21 protein-coding genes and 2 pseudogenes are annotated in these 20,424 nt (G+C 60.8%); 14 read left to right on the top strand and 9 right to left on the bottom strand.

Going from position 1 to position 20,424, the window contains the following annotated elements; all coding sequences use genetic code 11:
• Nucleotides 1–97 precede the first annotated feature (97 nt).
• From LOY55_RS18745 to LOY55_RS18785, 10 genes and pseudogenes are all read left to right on the top strand, one after another.
• Complete coding sequence (locus tag LOY55_RS18745; RefSeq protein WP_046030396.1) at nucleotides 98–982, top strand: transcriptional regulator; 885 nt, start codon at nucleotides 98–100, stop codon at nucleotides 980–982.
• A complete protein-coding gene (locus tag LOY55_RS18750) occupies nucleotides 975–1,475 on the top strand; it encodes a hypothetical protein (RefSeq protein ID WP_258666216.1) in 501 nt (166 codons plus the stop codon). The genes LOY55_RS18745 and LOY55_RS18750 overlap by 8 nt, the downstream gene beginning before the upstream one ends.
• Before the next feature lie 108 nt (nucleotides 1,476–1,583).
• Complete coding sequence (locus LOY55_RS18755; RefSeq protein ID WP_109786702.1) at nucleotides 1,584–1,880, top strand: hypothetical protein; 297 nt, start codon at nucleotides 1,584–1,586, stop codon at nucleotides 1,878–1,880.
• A gap of 247 nt (nucleotides 1,881–2,127) precedes the next feature.
• Nucleotides 2,128–2,430: pseudogene (locus LOY55_RS31235) on the top strand (PAS domain-containing protein); the annotation flags it as partial.
• Nucleotides 2,431–2,523: 93 nt separating this feature from the next.
• Nucleotides 2,524–3,693 (top strand): methyl-accepting chemotaxis protein, encoded by a 1,170-nt coding sequence (locus LOY55_RS18760; protein ID WP_408981003.1) that lies wholly within the window; start codon nucleotides 2,524–2,526, stop codon nucleotides 3,691–3,693.
• Between the two features lie 272 nt (nucleotides 3,694–3,965).
• Nucleotides 3,966–5,180: a sodium/glutamate symporter gene (gene gltS / locus LOY55_RS18765; RefSeq protein WP_109786704.1), complete on the top strand. Its 1,215-nt coding sequence runs from the start codon at nucleotides 3,966–3,968 to the stop codon at nucleotides 5,178–5,180.
• Nucleotides 5,181–5,352: 172 nt separating this feature from the next.
• Nucleotides 5,353–6,861: a PLP-dependent aminotransferase family protein gene (locus LOY55_RS18770; protein ID WP_258666219.1), complete on the top strand. Its 1,509-nt coding sequence runs from the start codon at nucleotides 5,353–5,355 to the stop codon at nucleotides 6,859–6,861.
• Nucleotides 6,862–6,973: 112 nt separating this feature from the next.
• The gene (locus LOY55_RS18775) at nucleotides 6,974–8,047 is read left to right on the top strand and encodes a sugar phosphate isomerase/epimerase (RefSeq protein WP_258666220.1); all 1,074 of its coding nucleotides are present in this window, start codon (nucleotides 6,974–6,976) and stop codon (nucleotides 8,045–8,047) included.
• 32 nt (nucleotides 8,048–8,079) lie between these two features.
• Complete coding sequence (locus LOY55_RS18780) at nucleotides 8,080–9,345, top strand: nitrate/nitrite transporter (RefSeq protein WP_046030414.1); 1,266 nt, start codon at nucleotides 8,080–8,082, stop codon at nucleotides 9,343–9,345.
• Nucleotides 9,346–9,463: 118 nt separating this feature from the next.
• Nucleotides 9,464–10,270: an alpha/beta fold hydrolase gene (locus tag LOY55_RS18785; protein WP_258666223.1), complete on the top strand. Its 807-nt coding sequence runs from the start codon at nucleotides 9,464–9,466 to the stop codon at nucleotides 10,268–10,270.
• A 20-nt stretch (nucleotides 10,271–10,290) separates the two neighbouring features.
• Here the strand turns inward: LOY55_RS18785 and LOY55_RS18790 are convergent, their stop codons facing one another.
• Together LOY55_RS18790 and LOY55_RS18795 are read right to left on the bottom strand one after the other, a co-directional pair.
• Nucleotides 10,291–10,680, bottom strand: a complete 390-nt coding sequence (locus tag LOY55_RS18790) for a cytochrome c family protein (protein WP_258666226.1) — start codon at nucleotides 10,678–10,680, stop codon at nucleotides 10,291–10,293.
• 36 nt (nucleotides 10,681–10,716) lie between these two features.
• Nucleotides 10,717–11,682: a GlxA family transcriptional regulator gene (locus tag LOY55_RS18795; RefSeq protein WP_258666227.1), complete on the bottom strand. Its 966-nt coding sequence runs from the start codon at nucleotides 11,680–11,682 to the stop codon at nucleotides 10,717–10,719.
• A 105-nt stretch (nucleotides 11,683–11,787) separates the two neighbouring features.
• On the opposite strand from LOY55_RS18795, the gene LOY55_RS18800 reads away from it, so the two are divergent.
• Entirely contained in the window at nucleotides 11,788–12,357 is a 570-nt protein-coding gene (locus LOY55_RS18800) for a thioesterase family protein (protein ID WP_258666229.1), read from the top strand.
• A 93-nt stretch (nucleotides 12,358–12,450) separates the two neighbouring features.
• Nucleotides 12,451–12,747, top strand: a complete 297-nt coding sequence (locus tag LOY55_RS18805) for a hypothetical protein (protein WP_109786711.1) — start codon at nucleotides 12,451–12,453, stop codon at nucleotides 12,745–12,747.
• 106 nt (nucleotides 12,748–12,853) lie between these two features.
• Here LOY55_RS18805 and LOY55_RS18810 read toward each other — a convergent pair whose 3' ends face one another.
• Both LOY55_RS18810 and LOY55_RS18815 read right to left on the bottom strand, forming a co-directional pair.
• Entirely contained in the window at nucleotides 12,854–13,189 is a 336-nt protein-coding gene (locus tag LOY55_RS18810) for a hypothetical protein (protein ID WP_046030429.1), read from the bottom strand.
• Between the two features lie 115 nt (nucleotides 13,190–13,304).
• A complete protein-coding gene (locus tag LOY55_RS18815; protein WP_218278081.1) occupies nucleotides 13,305–13,736 on the bottom strand; it encodes a DUF1801 domain-containing protein in 432 nt (143 codons plus the stop codon).
• Nucleotides 13,737–13,950: 214 nt separating this feature from the next.
• On the opposite strand from LOY55_RS18815, the gene LOY55_RS18820 reads away from it, so the two are divergent.
• Nucleotides 13,951–15,663: an amidase gene (locus tag LOY55_RS18820; RefSeq protein WP_258666233.1), complete on the top strand. Its 1,713-nt coding sequence runs from the start codon at nucleotides 13,951–13,953 to the stop codon at nucleotides 15,661–15,663.
• A gap of 66 nt (nucleotides 15,664–15,729) precedes the next feature.
• Here LOY55_RS18820 and LOY55_RS18825 read toward each other — a convergent pair whose 3' ends face one another.
• Nucleotides 15,730–16,110, bottom strand: a complete 381-nt coding sequence (locus LOY55_RS18825; RefSeq protein WP_046030431.1) for a RidA family protein — start codon at nucleotides 16,108–16,110, stop codon at nucleotides 15,730–15,732.
• Nucleotides 16,111–16,241: 131 nt separating this feature from the next.
• A complete protein-coding gene (locus tag LOY55_RS18830; RefSeq protein ID WP_258666237.1) occupies nucleotides 16,242–17,258 on the bottom strand; it encodes a succinylglutamate desuccinylase/aspartoacylase family protein in 1,017 nt (338 codons plus the stop codon).
• Between the two features lie 173 nt (nucleotides 17,259–17,431).
• Between LOY55_RS18830 and LOY55_RS18835 the strand changes: the two are divergent.
• Nucleotides 17,432–17,917, top strand: a pseudogene (locus LOY55_RS18835) (TetR/AcrR family transcriptional regulator); the annotation flags it as partial.
• Here LOY55_RS18835 and LOY55_RS18840 read toward each other — a convergent pair.
• From LOY55_RS18840 to LOY55_RS18850, 3 genes are read right to left on the bottom strand one after another with little or no spacing between them, the layout of a single operon-like run.
• The gene (locus LOY55_RS18840) at nucleotides 17,873–18,880 is read right to left on the bottom strand and encodes a DMT family transporter (RefSeq protein WP_109786717.1); all 1,008 of its coding nucleotides are present in this window, start codon (nucleotides 18,878–18,880) and stop codon (nucleotides 17,873–17,875) included. The pseudogene LOY55_RS18835 and the gene LOY55_RS18840 sit on opposite strands and share 45 nt — an antisense overlap.
• Nucleotides 18,880–19,578 (bottom strand): ABC transporter permease subunit, encoded by a 699-nt coding sequence (locus LOY55_RS18845; protein ID WP_046030434.1) that lies wholly within the window; start codon nucleotides 19,576–19,578, stop codon nucleotides 18,880–18,882. The genes LOY55_RS18840 and LOY55_RS18845 overlap by 1 nt, the downstream gene beginning before the upstream one ends.
• Before the next feature lie 5 nt (nucleotides 19,579–19,583).
• Nucleotides 19,584–20,297, bottom strand: a complete 714-nt coding sequence (locus tag LOY55_RS18850) for an ABC transporter permease (protein WP_046030435.1) — start codon at nucleotides 20,295–20,297, stop codon at nucleotides 19,584–19,586.
• Nucleotides 20,298–20,424 lie beyond the last annotated feature (127 nt).

The following is a 20,424-nucleotide window of genomic DNA, read 5'->3' on the forward strand; positions in this document are numbered from 1 at the left end:
CAGCGCAGAGGTTGGCCAAAGCAAGGAATGGCCGCTTAACTCTAGAAGCCAACGACACGAATCCGACTTGTCTTCTTGCCACGCACGGAAGCTCGCCATGGGCCAACTGCTGATTGATGAACACTTGGTGTTCGACGAGAACAACTTCCTGTTGTTTCGTGTCGACGCCGCCAATGAGGAGCCTTTGCGCCTGGGTGCAATCGCCAGCCGATGCCTGGCCATGCTGCTCAGGTCCGGGGGGGCTGTGGTGCGCAAGCGCGAACTGATGGCCGGGGCATGGGGACAATACGGGCTGGAAGTGACCGACAACAGCCTGGCCCAGGTGGTCCGCCAATTGCGGCTGGCGCTGGAAAAACTGCAGCCTGATCGAGAATTCATCCAGACCTTGCCACGCATCGGCTACAAGCTTGCCGACGGGGTGACAGTCGAAGAACTGACTGCGCACCCGAAACCGGCGCTGCCATCATGCACGATGGTCACTGGCAACGAAGCCCCCCTGCCCCTTGAGCCTACCGTATCGGCCATCGCTGATGCAGAGGGAGAAGCTGGCGAACCGCCTTCGATCAAGCCAATCCCTGCCTCAACGGAACCCGCTCCCGGGCCGATACCTACGTCTGCGATTGCAACCCCAAGGCGTTGGCACTTGTGGCTCGCATTGCCCGTGTGGGGAGCCTGTGCATTTGTGCTGGGAAGAATCTGGCTGGCACCGCCGCTTGAGGTGGAACCGCCAGCGTTCGCCGCTCCCGTAACGATGGATGATGTGCTCGTGCACTTGCCCACTCAGGACGTACAGCCGCCAGTGGCGCCCCACTTGCAATTGATGGTCGAGAACAGTCGAAAACTGGCGGGGATTCTAGGTCTTTCGACGCAAAACATGCACCTGTACTTGTTACCGTCGCGTCGGGGGGCCGATCAGATTCTCTGCGATGGCGCGCTGGAAACGGCGAGCAGTCGCTGCATCGGTGTACAACAACATGACTAGACGCGCCGCCACCTCAGCTTGGTGCCTGGCCTTCGTCGTCGTGGGGCTGTTGGGTGTTGCACTGGGACGCCTGACCGGCGAGCACAAGGCCAACCTGGACTTCTGGTGCACCGGGGAGAGCGCGCATCAAGTGCCCTCGGCATTGCCTGCTGCGTGGCTGACGACGCGCTTCAGACTGGACTTGAGGCCCAGCGGGCTCAGTCACATGCGCATGGTGGCCCAACTGATCGATACCGGCTCCGGTGCTGAAATTGACACCCTGCGCCGCAACAGTGCCTTTAGGGTGCAACAACAGGGACACCGCTTGCAGGTCACTGTCGTACGGAGCGCCAAGGGCGAAGCGGACAGCGCAACGCCTGAGCTGGCGGGGACACTCGGCCTGTTTATCTTCCGCTCGGACACCAGCGTGAGTTACTGGATGCGCTCGCTCTCACAGACGCGTTACCTGTTCGATGATGGCAACGACATGTTCATTCTGTGCAGCAAACGATGACAGCGATAAACGCCCCATACCCGCTAAACCGATCTAAAGGCAGGCGCGAGAGCGTCTAATCTTTGAAAGGAAGGACACGCCTTCAGCCTCTTGATCGGGGGAAACGCAATGACCAAAACAGCAGCGCGCCAATGCGGGTCATGGGTTCTCCCCTGCCTGCTCGCCATCAGCCTGGCGCTGACGGCGGGATGTTCAGGTAAACACTCCAGGGACCCCTATCAGGTCGCCGGCTCAAATTGCTACGCAAAATCGCTCCCCACAGCTGGCGAGGGCGGCCTGGCCTGGGGCGCCACCTTGAACATTGCTCAGCAAAAATCCATGAACAACTGCATGCGCTATGCCGGCCGGTCCGGGGGCACGCCCAACACCTGCCAAGTGGTGGTGTCGGAGTGCAAAAACCAATAGCGTGAACACGGCGCAACACTCCACGTCAGCGCCGTGAACCTGTCATGAAATGAAAAAAAACTGTCGCCGAATGTACGGCTGTCCACCCGAAAAAACGCGTAGAACGAATCGCGAGCTGAATCGGTGCCACGCTGAAACGAGTACAAGGGGATGTTGTAGCACAAGCACTGTTCAGTGCTTGCCGTGCGCCATGGTTCCGATTTACACGCTCAACACCAGAATAATAATCCGCAAAAGGATCGCGTTAATGCGTGTGAATCTGCCCGTCACTGACCAAGAAAGAGCGTTCCCTGCCAACCAGCGTTTGATCTCCACGACCGACCTTGATAGCCGAATCACTTACTGCAATGACGCATTTGTGGCCATCAGCGGGTTCACTGCCGACGAATTGGTCGGCCAGCCTCATAACCTGATTCGACACCCCGATATGCCACCCGGGGTATTCATTCATATGTGGCACACCCTCAAGCAAGGCAAACCCTGGATGGGGATTGTAAAAAACCGCTCGAAAAATGGCGATTTTTATTGGGTCAATACCTACGTCACGCCCATGTATGAAAACGGGCGAATGAGTGGTTACGAGTCGGTACGCTCGGTGCCCAGCCGCGACCAGGTCCGTCGGGCATCAGCGCTCTATGCAAGGATGCGCGCCGGCAAGCCGATTGTGGCGCGCAGTGCCCGGATTCTGCGGCCACTGCGAAACGGTTTTCCATTATTTGCGGCTGGCGTGCTTTCACTGCTGGGTGCTCATTGGCTACCGGACACGGCGGCTCAATGTGTCCTGGTGGCGAGCCTGAGTCTTGCCTGGTACCGCATCGAGTCCCGACATCGCAGCTCCATCGAGCGCACCCTCGCCGAGCATCCAAAAGCATTTGCCGACCCGTTGGTCGCGCTGACCTACAGCGACAACTACGGCCCCCAAGGCCGGCTGGATATGGCCATGCTCAGCGAGGAAGCCCGTTTGCAAACGGCGTTGAGCCGGCTTGTCGATGCCGGGATCAGCGTAAAGGCCAAGGCAGCCCAGTCATCCGAACTGTCCGGCTCGCAAGCGCAGTCGCTTGATCGCCAGCGCAGTGAAACGGATCAGTCCGCCGCCGCCATCGCGCAGATGGCGGCAACGAATCAGGAGGTGACTCAAAACGTCATCACGACGGCGCATGCCGCGTCCGAAGCCGACCAGTTGACTCAAGAAGGCAGTGAGCTGGCCCGGCAAAGCCTGCACGCCATGGAAGCGATGAATGAGGCCGTCAACGAAATCGGCCTGGCGGTGAACGCATTGGCGAGCGAGACGCAATCGATCGGCAGTGTCGTGGATGTCATCACTTCCATTGCCGAACAGACCAACCTGTTGGCGCTCAATGCAGCGATCGAGGCGGCCCGGGCAGGTGAACAAGGCCGGGGTTTTGCAGTGGTTGCCGACGAGGTGCGCTCCCTGGCACAGCGCACCCGCACCTCCACCGAGCAGATCCATGGCTTCATCGCGTCGCTGAACAACGGAGCCGATCGCGCCGTCTCCACGGCCGCGCGGGGCGAGCAGATTTCCCGCGACAGCATGCAGCGTGTCGAGGCGGTGCAGTCGGCGCTGGTCGGCATCAGTCAAGCCGTCAGCCGCATCACCGCCATGAGCCAGCAAATGGCATCGGCATCAGAGCAGCAAAGTCACGTGACGGAAGATATCAATCAACAGATCACGCGCATCGCGCAACTGTGTGACCACAGTGCCGGGCAGGCCGAGCAAGGCGCCGCGATCAGCCGCGATCTCGAGGGAATGGCCGATTACCTGCACAGCCTGGCCGAACGTTTCAACCGATAGCCAAAAAAGCAACTAATCTCCATGGCTGCCTGCTGCCGGTCTTGACTGGCAGCTATCGGCTATCAATGGAACGGGAATATGCAACACACTGGGGTGTAAGCATCAGGCGTTTACTGAGTGATCGGGCAGCGACCTGAACTGGCCAGGCGTGCATTGAGGGCAGCGGGAAGGCGCTGACCAGACTGCCTGGCTGTATCCCCCGTTCATTGATAAAGGTCTGAACATTGAACGGTGAATCCTGATAATGCTTTTAGATTTTTAGGCAGGTTGACATGACTCCCCAGCTCTTTTCGGTTCACGGCCTCGTGAGTTTTACCCTCGCCATCCTCCTGCTGTTCCTCGGCAAAACCCTTGTCCAGCGCAGCACCTTGCTCCGCCAATACTGTATTCCCGAATCGGTTGTCGGTGGCTTCGTCTGTGCGGCGGTGACGAGCCTGCTGTACTTCGGACTCAAGATCCAGATCGAATTCGACCTGCAGGTTCGCGACACCCTGCTGCTCTATTTCTTTGCCGGCATTGGCTTGAAATCGGACATGCGCCAACTGCTCAAGGGTGGACGCCCGCTACTGGTCCTGCTGTTGCTCGCCGGTGTGTTCATCGTCCTGCAAAACGCGCTGGGCATGGGGGTGGCCGAGGCATTCGGGCTAGATCCCAAGGCAGGATTGATGGTGGGCTCCATTTCCCTCACGGGTGGGGCGGGTACCACGCTGGCCTGGGCGCCGCTTTTCATCGAGAAGCTGGGAATCAGTAACGCCCATGAACTGGGCATGGCCAGCAACACCGTCGGCCTGATTGCCGCGTGCGTGATCGGCGGCCCTATCGCCAATCGACTGATCAGCCGTTATCGCCTGAAGACTTCCGGGGATGCGACGCTGGAAGTCGGCATTCTCGAGCAACAACCGAGCAAGGGACTGGACTACTACGACGTGCTCTGGGCGTGGATGTGGCTCAACCTGACCCTGATGCTCGGCTATGGACTCAACCTGCTGCTGGAAAACGCCGGCATCACCCTGCCCAAATTCGTCAGTTGTCTGTTCGCGGGTATCGTCATTCACCACATCGTTCTCGCCGTGGTAGGTGATCAACGGCTGAAAACCTGGAGCGGCGCCAGCCTGGGGCTGGCGCTGATCTCCGACATCTGCCTGGGCATGTTCCTGACCATGGCCCTGATGGGGCTTCAGCTGTGGCAGCTCAGCGGCGCGCTGATGTTCATTTTGTGCGCCTTGACCCTGCAAATTCTGCTGACGGTGCTCTACACGTATTTTGTGGTGTTCCGCTTTATGGGACGCAATTACGAAGCCAGCGTGATTGCTTCCGGGTTCGGGGGGATTGCCCTTGGCTCCACGGCCACGGCCATCGTCAACATGACCACCGTGACGCAAAAATACGGCGCAGCCCACCAAGCCTTCCTGATCGTGCCGCTGGTGTGTGGCTTCTTCATTGACCTGGTCAATGCCGTGATCATCGGCCTGTTCAGTGGTATTTAGCGACGGCCCCTTCGATCGATCAAAGCCCGGCTCGGCGTCGACCCATGACGCCTGAGCCGCGAGCGTAAAATGACAAACTCCCGGGGTGGATGACTTATCCGGCGTCGCTCGATACCCTTGCACGCCACGTCGCCCGACGGTAAAACCCTCCTCCACCCAGACGAGCCATGTCATGAAATCCCCCGCAGGTTTGCTGCTGTCGGCTATCGAACTGGACCGTGCCAGCGCCATCCCCTTGTACCGCCAGTTGTACCTGCAGATTCGCAAACAGGTACTCAGTGGCCGGCTCCAGGGCGGCGTGCGCTTGCCGTCGACCCGGACCCTGAGCAAGGAACTGGCGTTGTCGCGGATCACCATTCTCAATGCGTTCGATCAACTGATTGCTGAAGGTTTCCTGGCCTCGCGCACCGGCGCCGGCACCTATGTCGGCAACGAGTGGGAAAATCGCGGTATCACCGACGATGGGCAACAGCGCCCGCCTCCGCGCCTGTCCGACTTGAGCCAGTCGATGCTGTCGCTGCGTAGCGATCATTTTCGCGGGGTGTCTTATGCCGACTGGGACCCCGCGACCCCGACCTCATTCCTGCCCAGCCACAGCACTTACGATGCCTTCCCCCAAGTCATCTGGCGGCGCCTGATGAACCGTCACCTGCTGAAGCCGACCAAGGCCATGCTCGGCTATGGCGAGCTGCAAGGCTTGCAGGCGTTTCGCACGGCGATTGCCGAATACGTGTTCGACGCCCGTGGCATCGACTGTGATGCCGGGCAAGTGGTGATCGTTTCCGGTGCGCAGCAAGCGTTCAACCTGCTGGGCATGTTGCTGCTCAATCCGCAGGACAGCGTCTGGATGGAAGACCCGGGCCACATCGCCGCGCGCATTGCCTTGCAAGCCCAAGGCGCCCGCGTGGTGCCGTTGCGTATCGATGAACAGGGCATCGATGTCCAGCAAGGCCTGGACGAGTGCCCCGACGCCCGCCTGGTGTTCACCACCCCTTCTCGCCAGCATCCATTGGGCGTCACCCTGAGCTATGCGCGACGCCAGGCCCTGATTGACTGGGCCGCGCAACATCAGAGCTGGATCATCGAGGACGATTGCGACAGTGAGTTTCGCTACAGCGGCCGCCTCCTTCCGGCGCTCTACGCCATGGACCAGATGGCCCGGGTGATCTACGTCGGCACCTTCAGCAAAGTACTGTTCCCGTCGCTGCGCCTGGGTTACGTGATTCTGCCAAAAGCCCTGGTCGAACCCTTTTGCACCCTGCGCGCAGTCATGGATCGCAGCCCGCCCACGCTGCTTCAGGCGACGACGGCGGACTTCATGATCGAAGGCCACTTCCTGGGGCATATCCGTCGCATGCGTGCGCTGTATCAGGCTCGCCAGCAGGCATTGATCGAGCAGCTCGAAAAGCAGCTCGGCAACTTCTTCAAGATCACCCCGGTGGAGGCTGGCATGCACCTGATCGCCTGGCTGCCGACCGAGCTCGATGACGACGCCATCGCCAAGGCGTTGGCCCGACACAACATCCACACCTATGCACTGAGCGACTACCGCATCACGCATGTCCTGCCGCCGGCCCTGTTGATCGGCTTTGCCGGTACGTCGGAAAACCAGGCCCGCGAACGCGTCGAAGCGCTGGCCCGGGCCTTGTCCGCAATCGGGTGCCTGCCGCAAATCACTTGAAGCAAGGCAAGTGGTCTTATGAATTAACTGATAATGGATCTATCGAGAGTTCCTGACTGGCGCGATAAAGGCTGCGCCGGTAGACCCGGTGTCTGAACCAGGAACGACTCTAATGAACAATAAGATCCAGGAACGATTCAACGCCTTGCTGAGCCACAACGTGGTCGAGGACGGTACAGCCCCGGTACTGACCGAAGCACTGGCCCGGCAGTTGCTCGAACGTCTGGGGCATATGCGCCTGTTTGCCCACGCCTACCCGCTGCTGACCAACCTCACCCACGGCCGCGTCACCCCCGCCGACCTGCTGGACTTCGCCTATCGCCACGAGTTGCAGGGGCTGAGCCTGCACCTGCTGGACGGTGAGGAAAACAGCCTGAGCCAAATGTCCCCCGAGCAACTGCAAGCATTTGCCAACAAGGCCAAGGCGCTGGGGCTGGATGTGCACCTGGAAATCAGCAGCACACTGAAAAAAGATGTCGACCAGGTGATCGCCATCGCCAGGGCGTTGGGAGTACGCAACATCCGCGTTTACTCACGTTATGAGGGCGCGCTGTCGCGCGTCATGGACGTGATCGAGACCGACCTGCACTACCTGGCGCAGCAGGCCGACGAGCACGACCTGTACTTCGATTTCGAGCAGCATGAAGAACTCAAGAGCGGCGAGATCGCGCAATTGCTCAAGCGACTCGACCACCCTCGCCTGCACGCCTTGTTCGACTTCGGCAACATGATCAATGCCTGCGAGCAGCCTTTACAGGCGCTGCGCAATCTGGCGCCACACATCCGCCAGACCCACCTCAAGGGCGTGCGCGTTGTGCCCGAGCAAAACGGTTTTGGCCACTACGGCGTGCTGCAGGGCAGCGACGAAGACGACCTGCCCAGCGCCCGCATGCTGTTCGAACTGTTGATGCTGGGCAACGCAGCCACTCCTCAGGTGATCGCATTCATTCTTGAGCAGGAAAACCACTATGTGGCCCCGGCCTTCCGTCAGACCGACGAGGCGACTGACCCCTTCATTGCCTATCGGGAAATGAGCGACACACCGCTCCCCAATGGCTACTCGCTTGAGCGAATGCTCGCCGATGAACACCGCTGGGCGAACAACCAGGTGGCCTATGTGCGCAGCCTGCTAGCCGAACTTCGCACCCTGGCCGAACTGACCCTGGCCCACTCCTCCCACGCCTGAACCTGACGACCCGATACGCCCGGAGAACAATAATGACAATTCAAAACAAGGCCAAATGGTTCAGATTCCTGATCCTCATCCTCGGTGGCGGCACCATCTACAAACTGGCAAACCTAAAGGACGCCTTCTATGTGCCCATGCAGGAATTCATGGGCCTGACCCACACTGAAATCGGCATGCTGCTGAGTGCCAACGCCATCATTGCCACGGCGTTGTTCGTCGTCGGCGGGCTGCTCGCCGATCGCTACGATACCCGCAAACTGATCCCCATCGGCCTGATCGGTACGGGTGGTCTGGGGTTGTACCTGGCGACCTTTCCACCCTTCAGCAACCTGCTGATCGTGTTCAGCCTGCTGGCGGTCTGTGCCGACTGCATCTTCTGGCCTTCGCTGCTCAAGGCGATTCGCAACCTGGGTGACGATCAGGAACAAGGCCGGTTGTTCGGCCTGCTGGAAGGCGGACGTGGTGTGATCGATACCCTGGTGGCTTTTTCCGCGCTGGGCGTGTTCGTCGCCATGGGGTCGGGCGAAGCCGGCCTGAAATCGGCCATCCTGTTTTACTCGGTGATCGACATCCTCGCCGGGACCGTCACCTGGTTCCTGCTCAAGGGTGGCACCGCGCAGTCGGTGGCCAAACCGAAAAACGGCCTGGCGAACCTGGTCGAGGCGATCAAGGTGCCGGGTATCTGGCTGGTCAGCCTCAACGTGTTCATGGTCTACATCGTCTACTGCGGCCTGACCTATTTCATTCCCTACCTCAAGGAAATGTACGGGTTGCCCGTGGCACTGGTGGGCGCCTACGGCATCATCAACCAATACTTCCTCAAGATCCTCGGTGGCCCTGCCGGCGGCTTCATCGCCGACAAACAATTCAAGAGCACCAGCCGCTACCTGAAGTGGGCCTTCCTGGCGCTGCTGCCCTTGATGGGCGTCATCATGCTGATCCCGAAAAGCCCGAGCTTCATCTACGCGGGCATGGCCGCCACTCTGTCGTTCGCGCTGATCGTTTTCTCGATGCGCGGTGTGTTCTGGGCGCCCATGGGTGAAGTCGGCATTCCTCAACACATCACCGGCTCGGCCTTCGGCATCGGTTGCCTGATCGGCTACGCACCGGGCATGTTCGCCTACGTCATCTATGGCGCCATCCTCGATCACTTCCCCGGTGAACAGGGTTACAACTATGTCTTCAGCCTGATGAGCGTGCTGGCCATTATCGGCTTCATGGTGTCCAGCCTGCTGTATCAATCGGTGCGCAAAAAATCCACGGCGACTGGCGGGGTGAGCGCAGCACAAGCCTGATCAGCTCCGGAGCTGCCGGAAGGGACCCTCTTCTCTTCCGGCAGCTGTTCAAGCGCTGGTTCAAAACGGGTACGCTGCGTGATCTGTTATCCGCTTGAGCGCCAGGTCGAGGTCAGCAATGCCGTTGTTTGTCAGTGAAGAAACCCGTTGGATCGAGACGCCTCACGGTCGTTTGTTCTCCCAACGCTGGTCGCCTGCCGGCGAGCGTGCCGAAACGGCCCAGCCACCGATCATTCTGTTTCATGACTCTCTGGGTTGCGTCGCACTGTGGCGGGATTTTCCAGAACAACTGTGCCAGGCCACGGGGCGCATAGTTGTCGCCTACGACCGGCTCGGCTTCGGGCAGTCCGATGCCTACCCCGGTGACCTGCCCACTCGGTTTATTCGGGATGAAGCTGAATGCTTCTTTCCGCTGCTGCGCCAGCAGTGGCAAATCGACCGGTTCGTGGCCTTCGGTCACAGCGTTGGCGGGGCAATGGCGGCGACGTGCGCGGCGCTGTATCCGCACAGTTGCCAGTCGTTGATCACCGAGTCGGCACAGGCATTTGTTGAAGACCGGACGTTGAACGGCATTCGCATTGCCAAAGCCCAGTTCGAGGAGCCAGGACAAATGGAGCGGTTGCACAAGTACCACGGCGACAAGGCCGCCTGGGTGCTGTCTGCCTGGACAGAGACCTGGTTATCAAAGGCCTTCGAGCAATGGACCCTCGAAAGCAGCGCAGCCTCGATTCAGTGCCCGTTGCTGGCGCTACATGGCGAGAACGACGAGTACGGGTCCGTGTTGCACCCGCAGCGGATTGCCACGCTGGGAACGGCGTCGAGCCGAAGCGTGATCCTGAAAAACCGTCATCACGTCCCCCATCGCGAAGCGCCGAACGAAGTGCTGGACGTGGTCAAACAACACCTGGAATCGAACGCCGGCTGAGTGCCTGATCTTGCAAGACACTACCGCGGTTGAAAGGTTTGCAGGTAGGCCAACAGGTTTTCGATCTTTTCCGGATCGCTGAGCCCCCAGAAAATCATGCGGGTGCCGGGGACCACCTTTTTCGGGTCTTCGAGGTACGCGGTCAGTGTTTCGCGGGTCCAGATGATGTTCGCGGCTTTCATCGCATCGGAATATTGGTAGTCCGTGGTACTGGCGGAGTGTCGTCCAAAGATGCCGTTGAGCTGCGGACCAAATGAACCCCGTGCCGATTCGCCGACCTGATGGCATCCTCCGCAGATCCGCTTGAACAGCGTCGCCCCCGCTTCGGCATCGCCGGCCGCGTGTGCCTGAAGGCTGAATACCCCTGCGCCAAGCAGCAAGGACAAGGTGAGTACGGCGGCTTTGTGCATGTTCTGTTCCCAATGGTGTAAGGCCAGGCGCGTCAATCAGTGGGCGCCCGGTTGAAACTTCTTCCGGTAAGCCGCGGGCAGCAAGCCCACTCGCTGGCGGAAAAGTCTACGGAAAGAATTGCCATCTTCGTAGCCCACGGCATACGTGATGCTGTCCTGGGTCATGCGAGTCGTCTCAAGCAGCTGTTTGGCCTTTTCCAGCCGCAGCGTTTGCAGGTAAGTAATCGGCGTGTACCCCGTCGCGTCCTTGAAACGCCGCTTGAAGTTTCGGATGCCGAATCCGAACTGCCGGGCGACGTCATCAATCATCACTGAACGGTCAAAGTGCTGCTCCAGCCAGTTTTGAACCTGCAGGATGCCGGCATCACCATGCTGCTTGGGCAGTGACCACATCACATACACCGACTGCTCGCTGCGTACACTGTCGACCAGCAGGTATTTGCCACATTTCTGCGCCAGTTCCAGCGACGCGAACCGGCGCACAAGGTGCAGCAACAGGTCCATGGCCGCGCTCGCGCCACCGCTGGTGACCAGACGATTGTCCTCGCAGATGATCTGCGAGTCGTCCAGGAAAACGTCGGCATAACGACGACGAAACAGGTCGGCAAACGCCCAGTGCGTGGTGGCTCGAACTCCGTCGAGCAAGCCTGCCTCCGCCAGCATGAACGCCGCGGTACACATCGACGCCACCACCGCACCCTGAGCGTGCTGTTCACGCAGCCAGGGTCCATACGCCGAAAAGGCCGGCAAGGCATCCTTGAGGGTGAAGAGAAAACCGGGAATCAGCACCAGATCAGTCTGCGCAATCTCGCGGGTGGATTGGTCCACGCGCAGCGTCTGCCCTCCCCACGCGGCAACCTCTTCACCGTCCAGAGAGGCAATGACCACTTCAAACGGCGAGCTGGCCGTGTCCGCAAACAGGTTGGCGGCACTGAGCACTTCCAGGGCCATCGTGGCGCTGGCGGCAGAACATTGGTTGGTCAATAAAAGCGTGACGTGCATAAATGATCCAATTGCGCATATCGCATGTAAAAAGTCATTTGTGCACCTACCTTACCCGATCCCCGCTGCATAAAGTGCACCGATCATTCAATCATCGGCGTACTTATGAATCTCTGGTTCCGACTGCTCCTCATGCTGTTTCGTCGTCCGTGGCGCAAGCCGGTCGACGCCATGGCCACCACGGTTATCCGTCTGCGCGTCTGGCCGCTCGACCTCGACCTCAATCGCCACGTCACCAATGGTCGCTATTTCACCCTGGCCGATCTCGGGCGCATGGATTACGTGCTTCGCAGCGGCGCATTCCGCGTGGCGCTGCGTAACAAAGCCGTGCCGATCGTCGGGGACACCTGGGGCAAGTTCCGTCGTGAGTTGAAGCTGTTCGAAGCGTTCGAGATTCACACGCGGATGCTGGGCTGGGACGACAAGTGGAGCTTCATGGAGCACCGTTTTGTCAGCAAAGGGCGTGTGATCGGGGTGGTGGTGATGCGCGGTGTGTTCCGCGCAGGCAAAGGCACGGTGGCACCCGGCGAGTTTGCCCGTGAGCTGGGATTGGACGAGCAGTCGCCGCCGATGCCGACGTGGCTGACGGACTGGTCGCAAAGCTGCAACGACATGAGCGCTCAGTTGCGCGAGGAAGAGGGTCAGCCGATTCGGCGTCCGCAGACGGTCGCTTAAGAAACGGCGGGGTAGCCGCTGACAGCCTCGGGCGCAGACTCTATCCTGTGCCGCGCGCATCGGCGCCTGACCGACCTTTCACTGGAGACACCTGTGCCACCGCTGACCGCCCGCGAGGTTTACCAGACATTGCGTGACGCCGCACTGGGCATCCGCCCTTTTCTGCGCCTTGATGAACAGCCCGAACCCGCTCAGGTGCAGGTCGATATCGAAGGCTGGCGCCTGACGCTCGATGTCGATGGCATTCATTTGCGCCGCTGTCAGTATTGCCTCAGCCCCGATGGCCGCGAGGGTGACCTCGATAGCTGGCAACGTTTTGGCACTGACCCGGTGAGTTTTCTCAGCGCGTGGGAACTGACGCAGATCGAGCGATTGCTGGCCGGAGGCTGAGCACCGCGCCCGGTTTTCAGATCGGCAAACACCGCAGACGAAAAAGCCCGGCCAAGCCGGGCTTTTTCATGTCAACGCAGACCCGCCAAACGGCAGGCTCCGGCGCTTACTGTACGTTTTTCAGCTTGACCACATCACCGGAAATCTTGGTGGTGTAACCGGTCAGGACCCAGGCCCAGAACCAGTTTTCCTGCACCTGGGTGTTGATCATCGCGTCACCGCCCTTGGCTTTGATCGCGGCGTCCTGCGCGCGGATAAAACGGTTGTTCTGCTGGATCGGGATGACGCCGAACAGCAGCAGGCCAGTGGCGGTTGCTTCGCTATGGCCGAGGACCGTGTATTGGCTGCTTTCATAGTGCTGGGTATTCATCGGGGTGCCGGTGCAACCCGCCAGAACCAGGCCAAACAGAGCGACGGCAACAACTTTGCTGAGGTACTTCACTGAAAAACTCCATAAGAATGTGCCCGGGATCCGTCTCTCGGGCGGCGCACACTCTAACGGAGTTGATGGCTAATTGGTATCACCATGAGACACTTGATTTAGCGGCCTCGCGTGTTCATTTGGCCGGTTTTCGCCGAGCGGCCATCCGCGAAAGATTGAGCGCCACGGCGGCGCCAACCAGTGCCTGCAATGCCGTTTCATCCAGCTGTTCACCCTCATGCACATCAATGGCTCGTCGGGTATTGCCTTCAAGACTGGAGTTGAAAAGACCCGAAGGGTCCTCCAGCGAAGCGCCTTGGGCGAAGGTCATTTTGACGACGCTTTTGTAGGTCTCGCCGGTGCAGATGATGCCGGCGTGAGACCACACCGGCACACCGCGCCACTTCCACTCCTCCACCACCTCGGGGTCGGCCTGGCGAATAAGCGCCCGGATTCTGGCGAGTGTTTCGCCCCGCCAATCATTCAGTTCCTTGATTCTCGCGTCTATCAGCTCAGAGGCCGCCACTTGCCCTTCGCCATCCTTTTCAGCGCTCGCTTCCTTCTTCATGATGGTCGTCACCTTCTTCATGATGGTTTTTACCCGCCTCATGATAGTTGCCGGGCGTTTCCCCTGCTCCCGGCTTGATGCCAAAATGCGACGCTCAGGTCACCCGTCCAGCCCTTGTCGCGTAATGCAGTGCAACGAGAATTGATATGAACACCCATTTTCAGCCAAGTGATGCTCCGAAATCCCACGTCTCCCAGCCGTCGGCGGTGACAGCATGATTGAGGTAACCGAGGTTTCCATTGCGCAACTGCGCACTGCGCTCGAATCCGGCCAGACCACCGCGGTTGAGTTGGTCAATGCTTATCTCGCCCGGATCGATGCCTACGACGGTGCGGACACACCCACCGCCCTCAACGCGGTCGTGGTGCGTAACCCCGACGCACTCAAGGAAGCGCAGGCATCCGATGCCCGCCGGGCCAAAGGCGAAACGCTGGGGCCGCTCGATGGCATCCCCTACACGGCCAAGGACAGTTATCTGGTCAAGGGCCTGACCGCCGCGTCCGGCAGCCCGGCCTTCGCCAACCTGATCGCTTATCGCGATGCGTTTACCATCGAGCGGCTGCGCGGCGCCGGCGCCATTTGCCTGGGCAAGACCAACATGCCGCCCATGGCCAATGGCGGCATGCAACGCGGGGTCTATGGCCGCGCCGAAAGCCCGTACAACGCTGACTACCTCACCGCGCCGTTCGCCTCGGGTTCGTCGAACGGTGCCGGCACGGCCACCGCTGCCAGTTTTGCGGCGTTTGGCCTGGCCGAAGAAACCTGGTCGAGTGGACGCGGTCCCGCTTCCAACAATGGTTTGTGCGCCTACACGCCATCGCGCGGGGTGATTTCGGTGCGCGGCAACTGGCCGCTGACCCCGACCATGGACGTTGTCGTGCCGTTTGCCAGAACCATGGCCGACCTGCTTGAGGTGCTCGACGTGGTCGTGGCCGAAGACCCCGACACCCGCGGCGACCTGTGGCGGATGCAGCCTTGGGTGCCGATTCCGGGCGTCACCTCGGTACGCCCGGCCTCTTATCACGAGCTGGCGGCGAAGCCTGACGCACTGGCCGGCAAGCGTTTCGGCGTGCCGCGCATGTACATCAACAAGGACCTGGAAGCAGGCACCAGCGAAGCGCCGGGCATCGGCGGGCCAACGGGGCAGCGAATCAACACCCGGGCCTCGGTGATCGGACTGTGGGAAGCGGCTCGCCAGGCACTCGAAGCCGCCGGCGCCGAAGTCATCGAGGTCGATTTCCCGTTGGTATCCAATTGCGAAGGCGACCGTCCGGGCGCGCCGACCGTGTTCAATCGCGGCATTGTCTCTAAAGAGTTCCTGCACCACGAGTTGTGGGACCTGACGGCCTGGGCGTTCGATGATTTTCTCCAGGCCAACGGCGACCCGACATTGAACCGTCTGGTCGACGTCGACGGACCGCTGATTTTCCCGCACGACCCCGGCACCCTGCCCAACCGCGAGGGCGACCTTGCCGCCGGCATGGACGAGTATGTGCGGATGGCCGAGCGCGGCATCACCCCATGGAATGAGATCACCACGGTGCCGGATGGCTTGCGCGGGCTTGAACACACGCGCCGTATCGATCTTGAGGAGTGGATGGATCGCCTGGGGCTCGATGCGGTGCTGTTCCCGACCGTCGCCGACGTTGGGCCGGCGAATGCCGATGTCGATCCGCAGTCCGCGGACATCGCGTGGAGCAACGGTGTCTGGGTGGCCAACGGCAACCTCGCCATCCGCCACTTGGGCGTTCCCACGGTCACGGTGCCGATGGGCGTCATGCCGGACATTGGCATGCCCGTCGGGCTGACCTTCGCCGGCCGCGCCTATGACGATTCGTCGCTGCTGCGCCTGGCGTCGGCGTTTGAAGCGACCGGGACAAAACGCTTGATCCCGCCGCGTACCCCGGCGCTGTCGGGTCAGCGCTAAAAAGAAGGCCGGGATTGGGGCTGTACATGCCCCTCTCCCGGCCAACGATTCAGCCGATCTGATGCATCAGGCCTTGGCTGCCATCGCGGTGACTTCCACACGCATGCCTTCGACTGCCAGCGCGGCGACGCCCACCGCGGCACGCACCGGCCACGGTTTGGCGAAGAAGCGCTTGTAGACTTCGTTGAAGGCGGCGCGATCAGCCATGTCGGTGAGGTAGATGGTCAGGTGCAACACCCGGTCCATCGAACTGCCGGCGCGCTCCAGTGCAACCTTGAGTGCTTGCAGCGTGCATTCGCTCTGCTCGACGATGCCGCCCAACTCCAGACTGCCGTCGACGCGAGTCGGAATCTGAGTGGAGACCAACAGGCCGCCGAATCCGGCGACGTCGGAGGAAATGGAGTCCTGGTCAGGATCAGGGGTGAATGTGATGTCTTGGTTTGCCATGGGGATCTCGTGCTTGAAAGGGTAAAGGGCTGTCGCGTATCAGGCGGGCAGTTTACAACCCCACGGCGCACCGCTGTTCAAGATCGTGTGGTGAACGTGGGCGGTGTTGCCGCCACACTCGCCAACGAGGCCTAGTCAGGGTCGAGCAACCCGCCGCTCCAGTTGCGCGAGACCCGGTTGCCGGTGAATTTCGCCACCACCATGCCCTGAGGCACCAGCCGATCCCGATAGCGGGTGACCATTCGCCCTGCTTGCTCGGCGTGCAGCACCACTTCGGAGGACGGATCCCCCGGCCGCCGTAGAATCCGCGCAAAGCGCTGCCCCTCCTCGACGAAATCACCGAGCTCTTTTTCGAAGATCAGCACCCCGGGCTGTGGCGCCAGAATGGTTTCCATGTGGCCCATTTCCATCGCCTCGACGGGCCAGTCAGCGGGTGTCAGCGCTTCGTCGATGACCCCGCAACCGCACAGCCACGCATACAACCCCTCGGCATCCTGTTTGGCAACCCGGTCACTGACATCGCCCTGCCCGCGCAGCTCCAGTGTCGCGGCCATGCGCTGGTCGGTGACGCCGTCACGCAGCCATGGCGCAATGATGGTTTCTTCGAAGGAGCCATCGCCGCCGTCATCCCAAATGATTGCCACGTCCATCTTCATCGCGGCGGCCAGTTCGCGGCCTCGTGGCCAGAAACGGCGGTGAACGTAGAGGTAGGGCAGCGCCTCGTCATCAGTGTGCAGATCGAGCACCACGTGTGCCGGCGCCGCCAGTTGCACCAGTTTTTTTTGCCACGCTTGAACGTTGGTCGACGGTTGGGCCATGGCCGCCGATTGGTCGAACGAGCGGTTGAAGTTGTGCCCGGTGGCGTCATGAAAGCGACCGAGAAGCCGGCCTTGGCGAAACTGCCCGATGCCCAGCGGATTGGCTTGCGGCACTACCGTCACGCTGCCTTTGAGCCGACCGTGGGCATCGGCGACCTGAAGCTTTTGCATCAACAGATGCAGCACCAGCATCCCGGCAATTTCATCGGCGTGCACCCCGGCTTGCAGGTGCACGGTCGGTCCACTGCCATCGCCCTCGAAACGCCAGGCACCGACCTGCACCGCGTCGCCGTTATTGTTGCGAACACTGAACGAAACATCCTGCGCCATCGGTTTGTCCTCCCGCGTCACCCACGTTTAAAAAACCTGCATTGCCGGCGTCGAGACTGGTGATTGAACGCACGTTCAACTAAGCTCGCGAACCAGGCAATACACCCAAGGATTCGCTTGTGACCACCCCCGCCCCGAAAAACCGTCGTGCCGAACCTGACGAACGCCGCGAAATGCTGGTTGCCGCGACCCTGCGTTGCCTGGTGCGCGATGGTCACGCCGGTATTTCCGTGCGTCGCATCGCCACCGAAGCCGGCGTGTCCGTAGGGTTGCTCAATCACCATTTCGGCAGCATCGATGCGTTGATCGCCGACACCTACCAAAAGATCGCCAGCGAACTGACCACCGCCCTGCTCCAGGAAATCCAGCAGGCCGGCACCCCTGCCGAAAAGATGGACGCCTTCCTCACCGGCTCCTTCTCGCCCCGGGTCATGGACCCGCAACTGCTCGGCGTCTGGGTGGTGTTCTGGAGCCTGATTCGTCACTCCGAACACGTCAGCCAGTCCCACGAAAAAAGCTATCGCGCCTACCTCGACCTGCTCCGCCAATTGCTCGATGACATGGCAACCAGCGAAGGGTTCGTGATCCACGACACGCGCCTGGCCGCCATCGGTTTATCGGCGATGCTCGACGGACTCTGGATCGAGTGGTGCCTGAACCCCGAAACCTTCAGCCCCGCCAACGGCCTCCATATCTGTCGTTGCTGGATAAAGGGGCTGCGTCACGGAGCATTCAGCACCGACGACGTCGTGTGAGGGATGACGACCGAAGATCATCGCCAGGGTGCCACTGACCGCGATCAGCCCGGCACCGATCATCAGCGACACATCCATCAGCGTGCCCCAGATCAGGCTCGACAGCAGGAACGCCCAGATCAGCCCGGTGTACTCGAACGGTGCCAGCAACGTCGCGGTGGCCCGCTGGAAACTGGCGAACAATAGAAACTGACCAATACCGCCGACCAGCCCGGCCCCGAGCATCCCCAGCCAGGCCGGGGTCGGCGCCGGGGTGTAGGTCCAGGGCAAGGCCACTGTCATGCAAATGACAAACACCACGTTGGTGATCAGCATCTGCTCCAGCACGGATGTCTGCTCATCCACCTGGCGCAATTGAATGTAGGTGAACGCCCAGCACACCGCGGCCAACAGCGTCAGCGCCACCGGCAGCGGGTCGGTCATGTTGCCTGGGCGACAGGCAATGAGCACACCGGCAAATCCAATGATCAGGCTGACCCACTGCCAAGCGCTGGCGCGTTCCTTGAGAATCACCGCCGCCAGCACCGTGACCATGATCGGTGCGGAGAAATACAGGGTGGTCATTTCCGCCAGGCTCAGGTCGCGGGCCGCCGTGTAATACAACACCCAAGCCACAATCGACAGCAGCCCGCGCACCACCAGCAAGCGTCGGCTCGGTGAGTGCCAGGCGCGCTGGACCAGGCGCAACCGCCCCGCCAGCAGACAGGCCAGCACCACCACGAACGCACGCCAGAACAGAATGCTGACCACCGAATAATCGGCGACCAGCCATTTGATGGCGGCGTCCTGCAACGCCAGAAACGTATATCCCAACGTGCACAGGCCGATGCCTTGCAACGACCGGTCGACGATCCGTGTCGTGCTCATTACGCCGACCTGCGCACGGGCGTCCCGCGCCGCTCGGCAAAGGCAAACAGCGCCTCGATCAGGAACGTCAGGCAAACATACACGCCGGCCACCAGCAACAGCGGCTCATAGACTTGCAGCGTCTGCGCCCGCACCACGTTGGCGGCCCCCAACAGATCGATAATGGCAATGGTCGAGGCCAGCGCCGTCGACTTGAGGAGCATCACGGTCTCCCCGGCCAGCGTCGGCAACAGCAAGCGCAGGGCCCGAGGCAAGCGCACGCGAAGCAGGGACTGACGCGCCGTCATGCCAAAGGCCGACGCCGCTTCCATCTCACCCTTGGGTACCGCCAATAGGCCACCGCGAATCACTTCGCCGACATAGGCCCCCACCGACACCACCAGGGCAAACACGATGTACCAGTAACCGTCACGCAGGTACGGCCAGAGGAAGCTGCCGCGAATCAACGGAAACTGCGCAAACAGGCTGCCGAGGCCGTAGTAGAAAATGTAGATCTGGATCAGCAATGGCGTACCGCGCGTCACGCTGGTGTAGAACAGGCTGACCTTGGCAATCACCCGGTTCTTTGAAATCCGCGCCAGTGCCACCAACACCGCCAGTGCGTAGCCGAACACGCTGGAGATCAACAGGATGGTGATGGTCGTTTGCAGCCCTCGGCCCAACAGCGCCGCGTATTCAATTATCCACGCTGGAATCATTTCGTTTACTCAGCCAAAGGCATCCAGCGACGGATGCGTCGCTCAAGCCGTCCAGACAGGTAGTTGGACACCAGTGTCACCGCGTAATACATCGCCGCGGCGGTGAGGTAGAACAACAAGTAATGCCGCGTCGAACCCGCGCCTTGCTTGGCGGTGTAGAGCAGTTCGTTAGTGCCGACCACGCTGATCAATGCGCTGTCCTTGATCAGGTTGATCCACAAGTTGGCCATCCCGGCCATTGCGTAAGGCGCCATGATCGGCAGCGTGACTCGCCGGAACAGGCCGAAGCCGTTCAAGCCAAACGCCTTGGCCGCCTCGATCTGGCCGAATGGAATGGCCTGGATCGCCGCGCGGAAAATCTCCGACGCGTAAGCCCCTTGCACCAGGCCCAGCACCACGATCGCCGCCAATGGGCCGCTGACATCCACGGTGCCGTAACCCATCTGCGTCATCAGCGAATTGAGGAGCATGGAGCCGACGTAGTACAGCAAGAGAATCAGCAACAACTCCGGAACCGCGCGGAACAAGGTGGTGTAGCTGCGCATCAGTGCCGCGATGGGTTTGGGCGCACTCAGCTTCAGGCAGGCCACCACCAGCCCGATCAAAAGCCCGAGCACAAACGCCCCGGCCGAAATCTGCAGGGTCATCCAGAGCCCCTTCAGCAGCGCACCGCCCCATCCTTGCTCGCTGAAGTTGATCAACTCGAACATTGCTGGCATTTCACTCTCCAGTTAGCGACGTTCACGGCATCACCTACCCCTGTAGGAGCATGGCTTGCCCGCGATGCTTTTGGGCGGCCTCGAGGGCCCCATCGCGGGCAAGCCCGGCTCCTACAGGGAATAGCGG

The sequence above is a fragment of the Pseudomonas sp. B21-040 genome, from assembly GCF_024748695.1.
GTDB lineage: Bacteria > Pseudomonadota > Gammaproteobacteria > Pseudomonadales > Pseudomonadaceae > Aquipseudomonas.

Coding starts and splice junctions, on each gene's coding strand:
- LOY55_RS18800 (WP_258666229.1), top strand. CDS start 11,788: ATGAATCTCTGGTTCCGACTGCTCCTCATGCTGTTTCGTCGTCCGTGG.
- LOY55_RS18795 (WP_258666227.1), bottom strand. CDS start 11,682: ATGCACGTCACGCTTTTATTGACCAACCAATGTTCTGCCGCCAGCGCC.
- LOY55_RS18850 (WP_046030435.1), bottom strand. CDS start 20,297: ATGCCAGCAATGTTCGAGTTGATCAACTTCAGCGAGCAAGGATGGGGC.
- LOY55_RS18820 (WP_258666233.1), top strand. CDS start 13,951: ATGATTGAGGTAACCGAGGTTTCCATTGCGCAACTGCGCACTGCGCTC.
- LOY55_RS18825 (WP_046030431.1), bottom strand. CDS start 16,110: ATGGCAAACCAAGACATCACATTCACCCCTGATCCTGACCAGGACTCC.
- gltS (WP_109786704.1), top strand. CDS start 3,966: ATGACTCCCCAGCTCTTTTCGGTTCACGGCCTCGTGAGTTTTACCCTC.
- LOY55_RS18790 (WP_258666226.1), bottom strand. CDS start 10,680: ATGCACAAAGCCGCCGTACTCACCTTGTCCTTGCTGCTTGGCGCAGGG.
- LOY55_RS18775 (WP_258666220.1), top strand. CDS start 6,974: ATGAACAATAAGATCCAGGAACGATTCAACGCCTTGCTGAGCCACAAC.
- LOY55_RS18780 (WP_046030414.1), top strand. CDS start 8,080: ATGACAATTCAAAACAAGGCCAAATGGTTCAGATTCCTGATCCTCATC.
- LOY55_RS18760 (WP_408981003.1), top strand. CDS start 2,524: ATGCGCGCCGGCAAGCCGATTGTGGCGCGCAGTGCCCGGATTCTGCGG.
- LOY55_RS18755 (WP_109786702.1), top strand. CDS start 1,584: ATGACCAAAACAGCAGCGCGCCAATGCGGGTCATGGGTTCTCCCCTGC.
- LOY55_RS18745 (WP_046030396.1), top strand. CDS start 98: ATGGGCCAACTGCTGATTGATGAACACTTGGTGTTCGACGAGAACAAC.
- LOY55_RS18845 (WP_046030434.1), bottom strand. CDS start 19,578: ATGATTCCAGCGTGGATAATTGAATACGCGGCGCTGTTGGGCCGAGGG.
- LOY55_RS18840 (WP_109786717.1), bottom strand. CDS start 18,880: ATGAGCACGACACGGATCGTCGACCGGTCGTTGCAAGGCATCGGCCTG.
- LOY55_RS18770 (WP_258666219.1), top strand. CDS start 5,353: ATGAAATCCCCCGCAGGTTTGCTGCTGTCGGCTATCGAACTGGACCGT.
- LOY55_RS18815 (WP_218278081.1), bottom strand. CDS start 13,736: ATGAAGAAGGAAGCGAGCGCTGAAAAGGATGGCGAAGGGCAAGTGGCG.
- LOY55_RS18830 (WP_258666237.1), bottom strand. CDS start 17,258: ATGGCGCAGGATGTTTCGTTCAGTGTTCGCAACAATAACGGCGACGCG.
- LOY55_RS18750 (WP_258666216.1), top strand. CDS start 975: ATGACTAGACGCGCCGCCACCTCAGCTTGGTGCCTGGCCTTCGTCGTC.
- LOY55_RS18785 (WP_258666223.1), top strand. CDS start 9,464: ATGCCGTTGTTTGTCAGTGAAGAAACCCGTTGGATCGAGACGCCTCAC.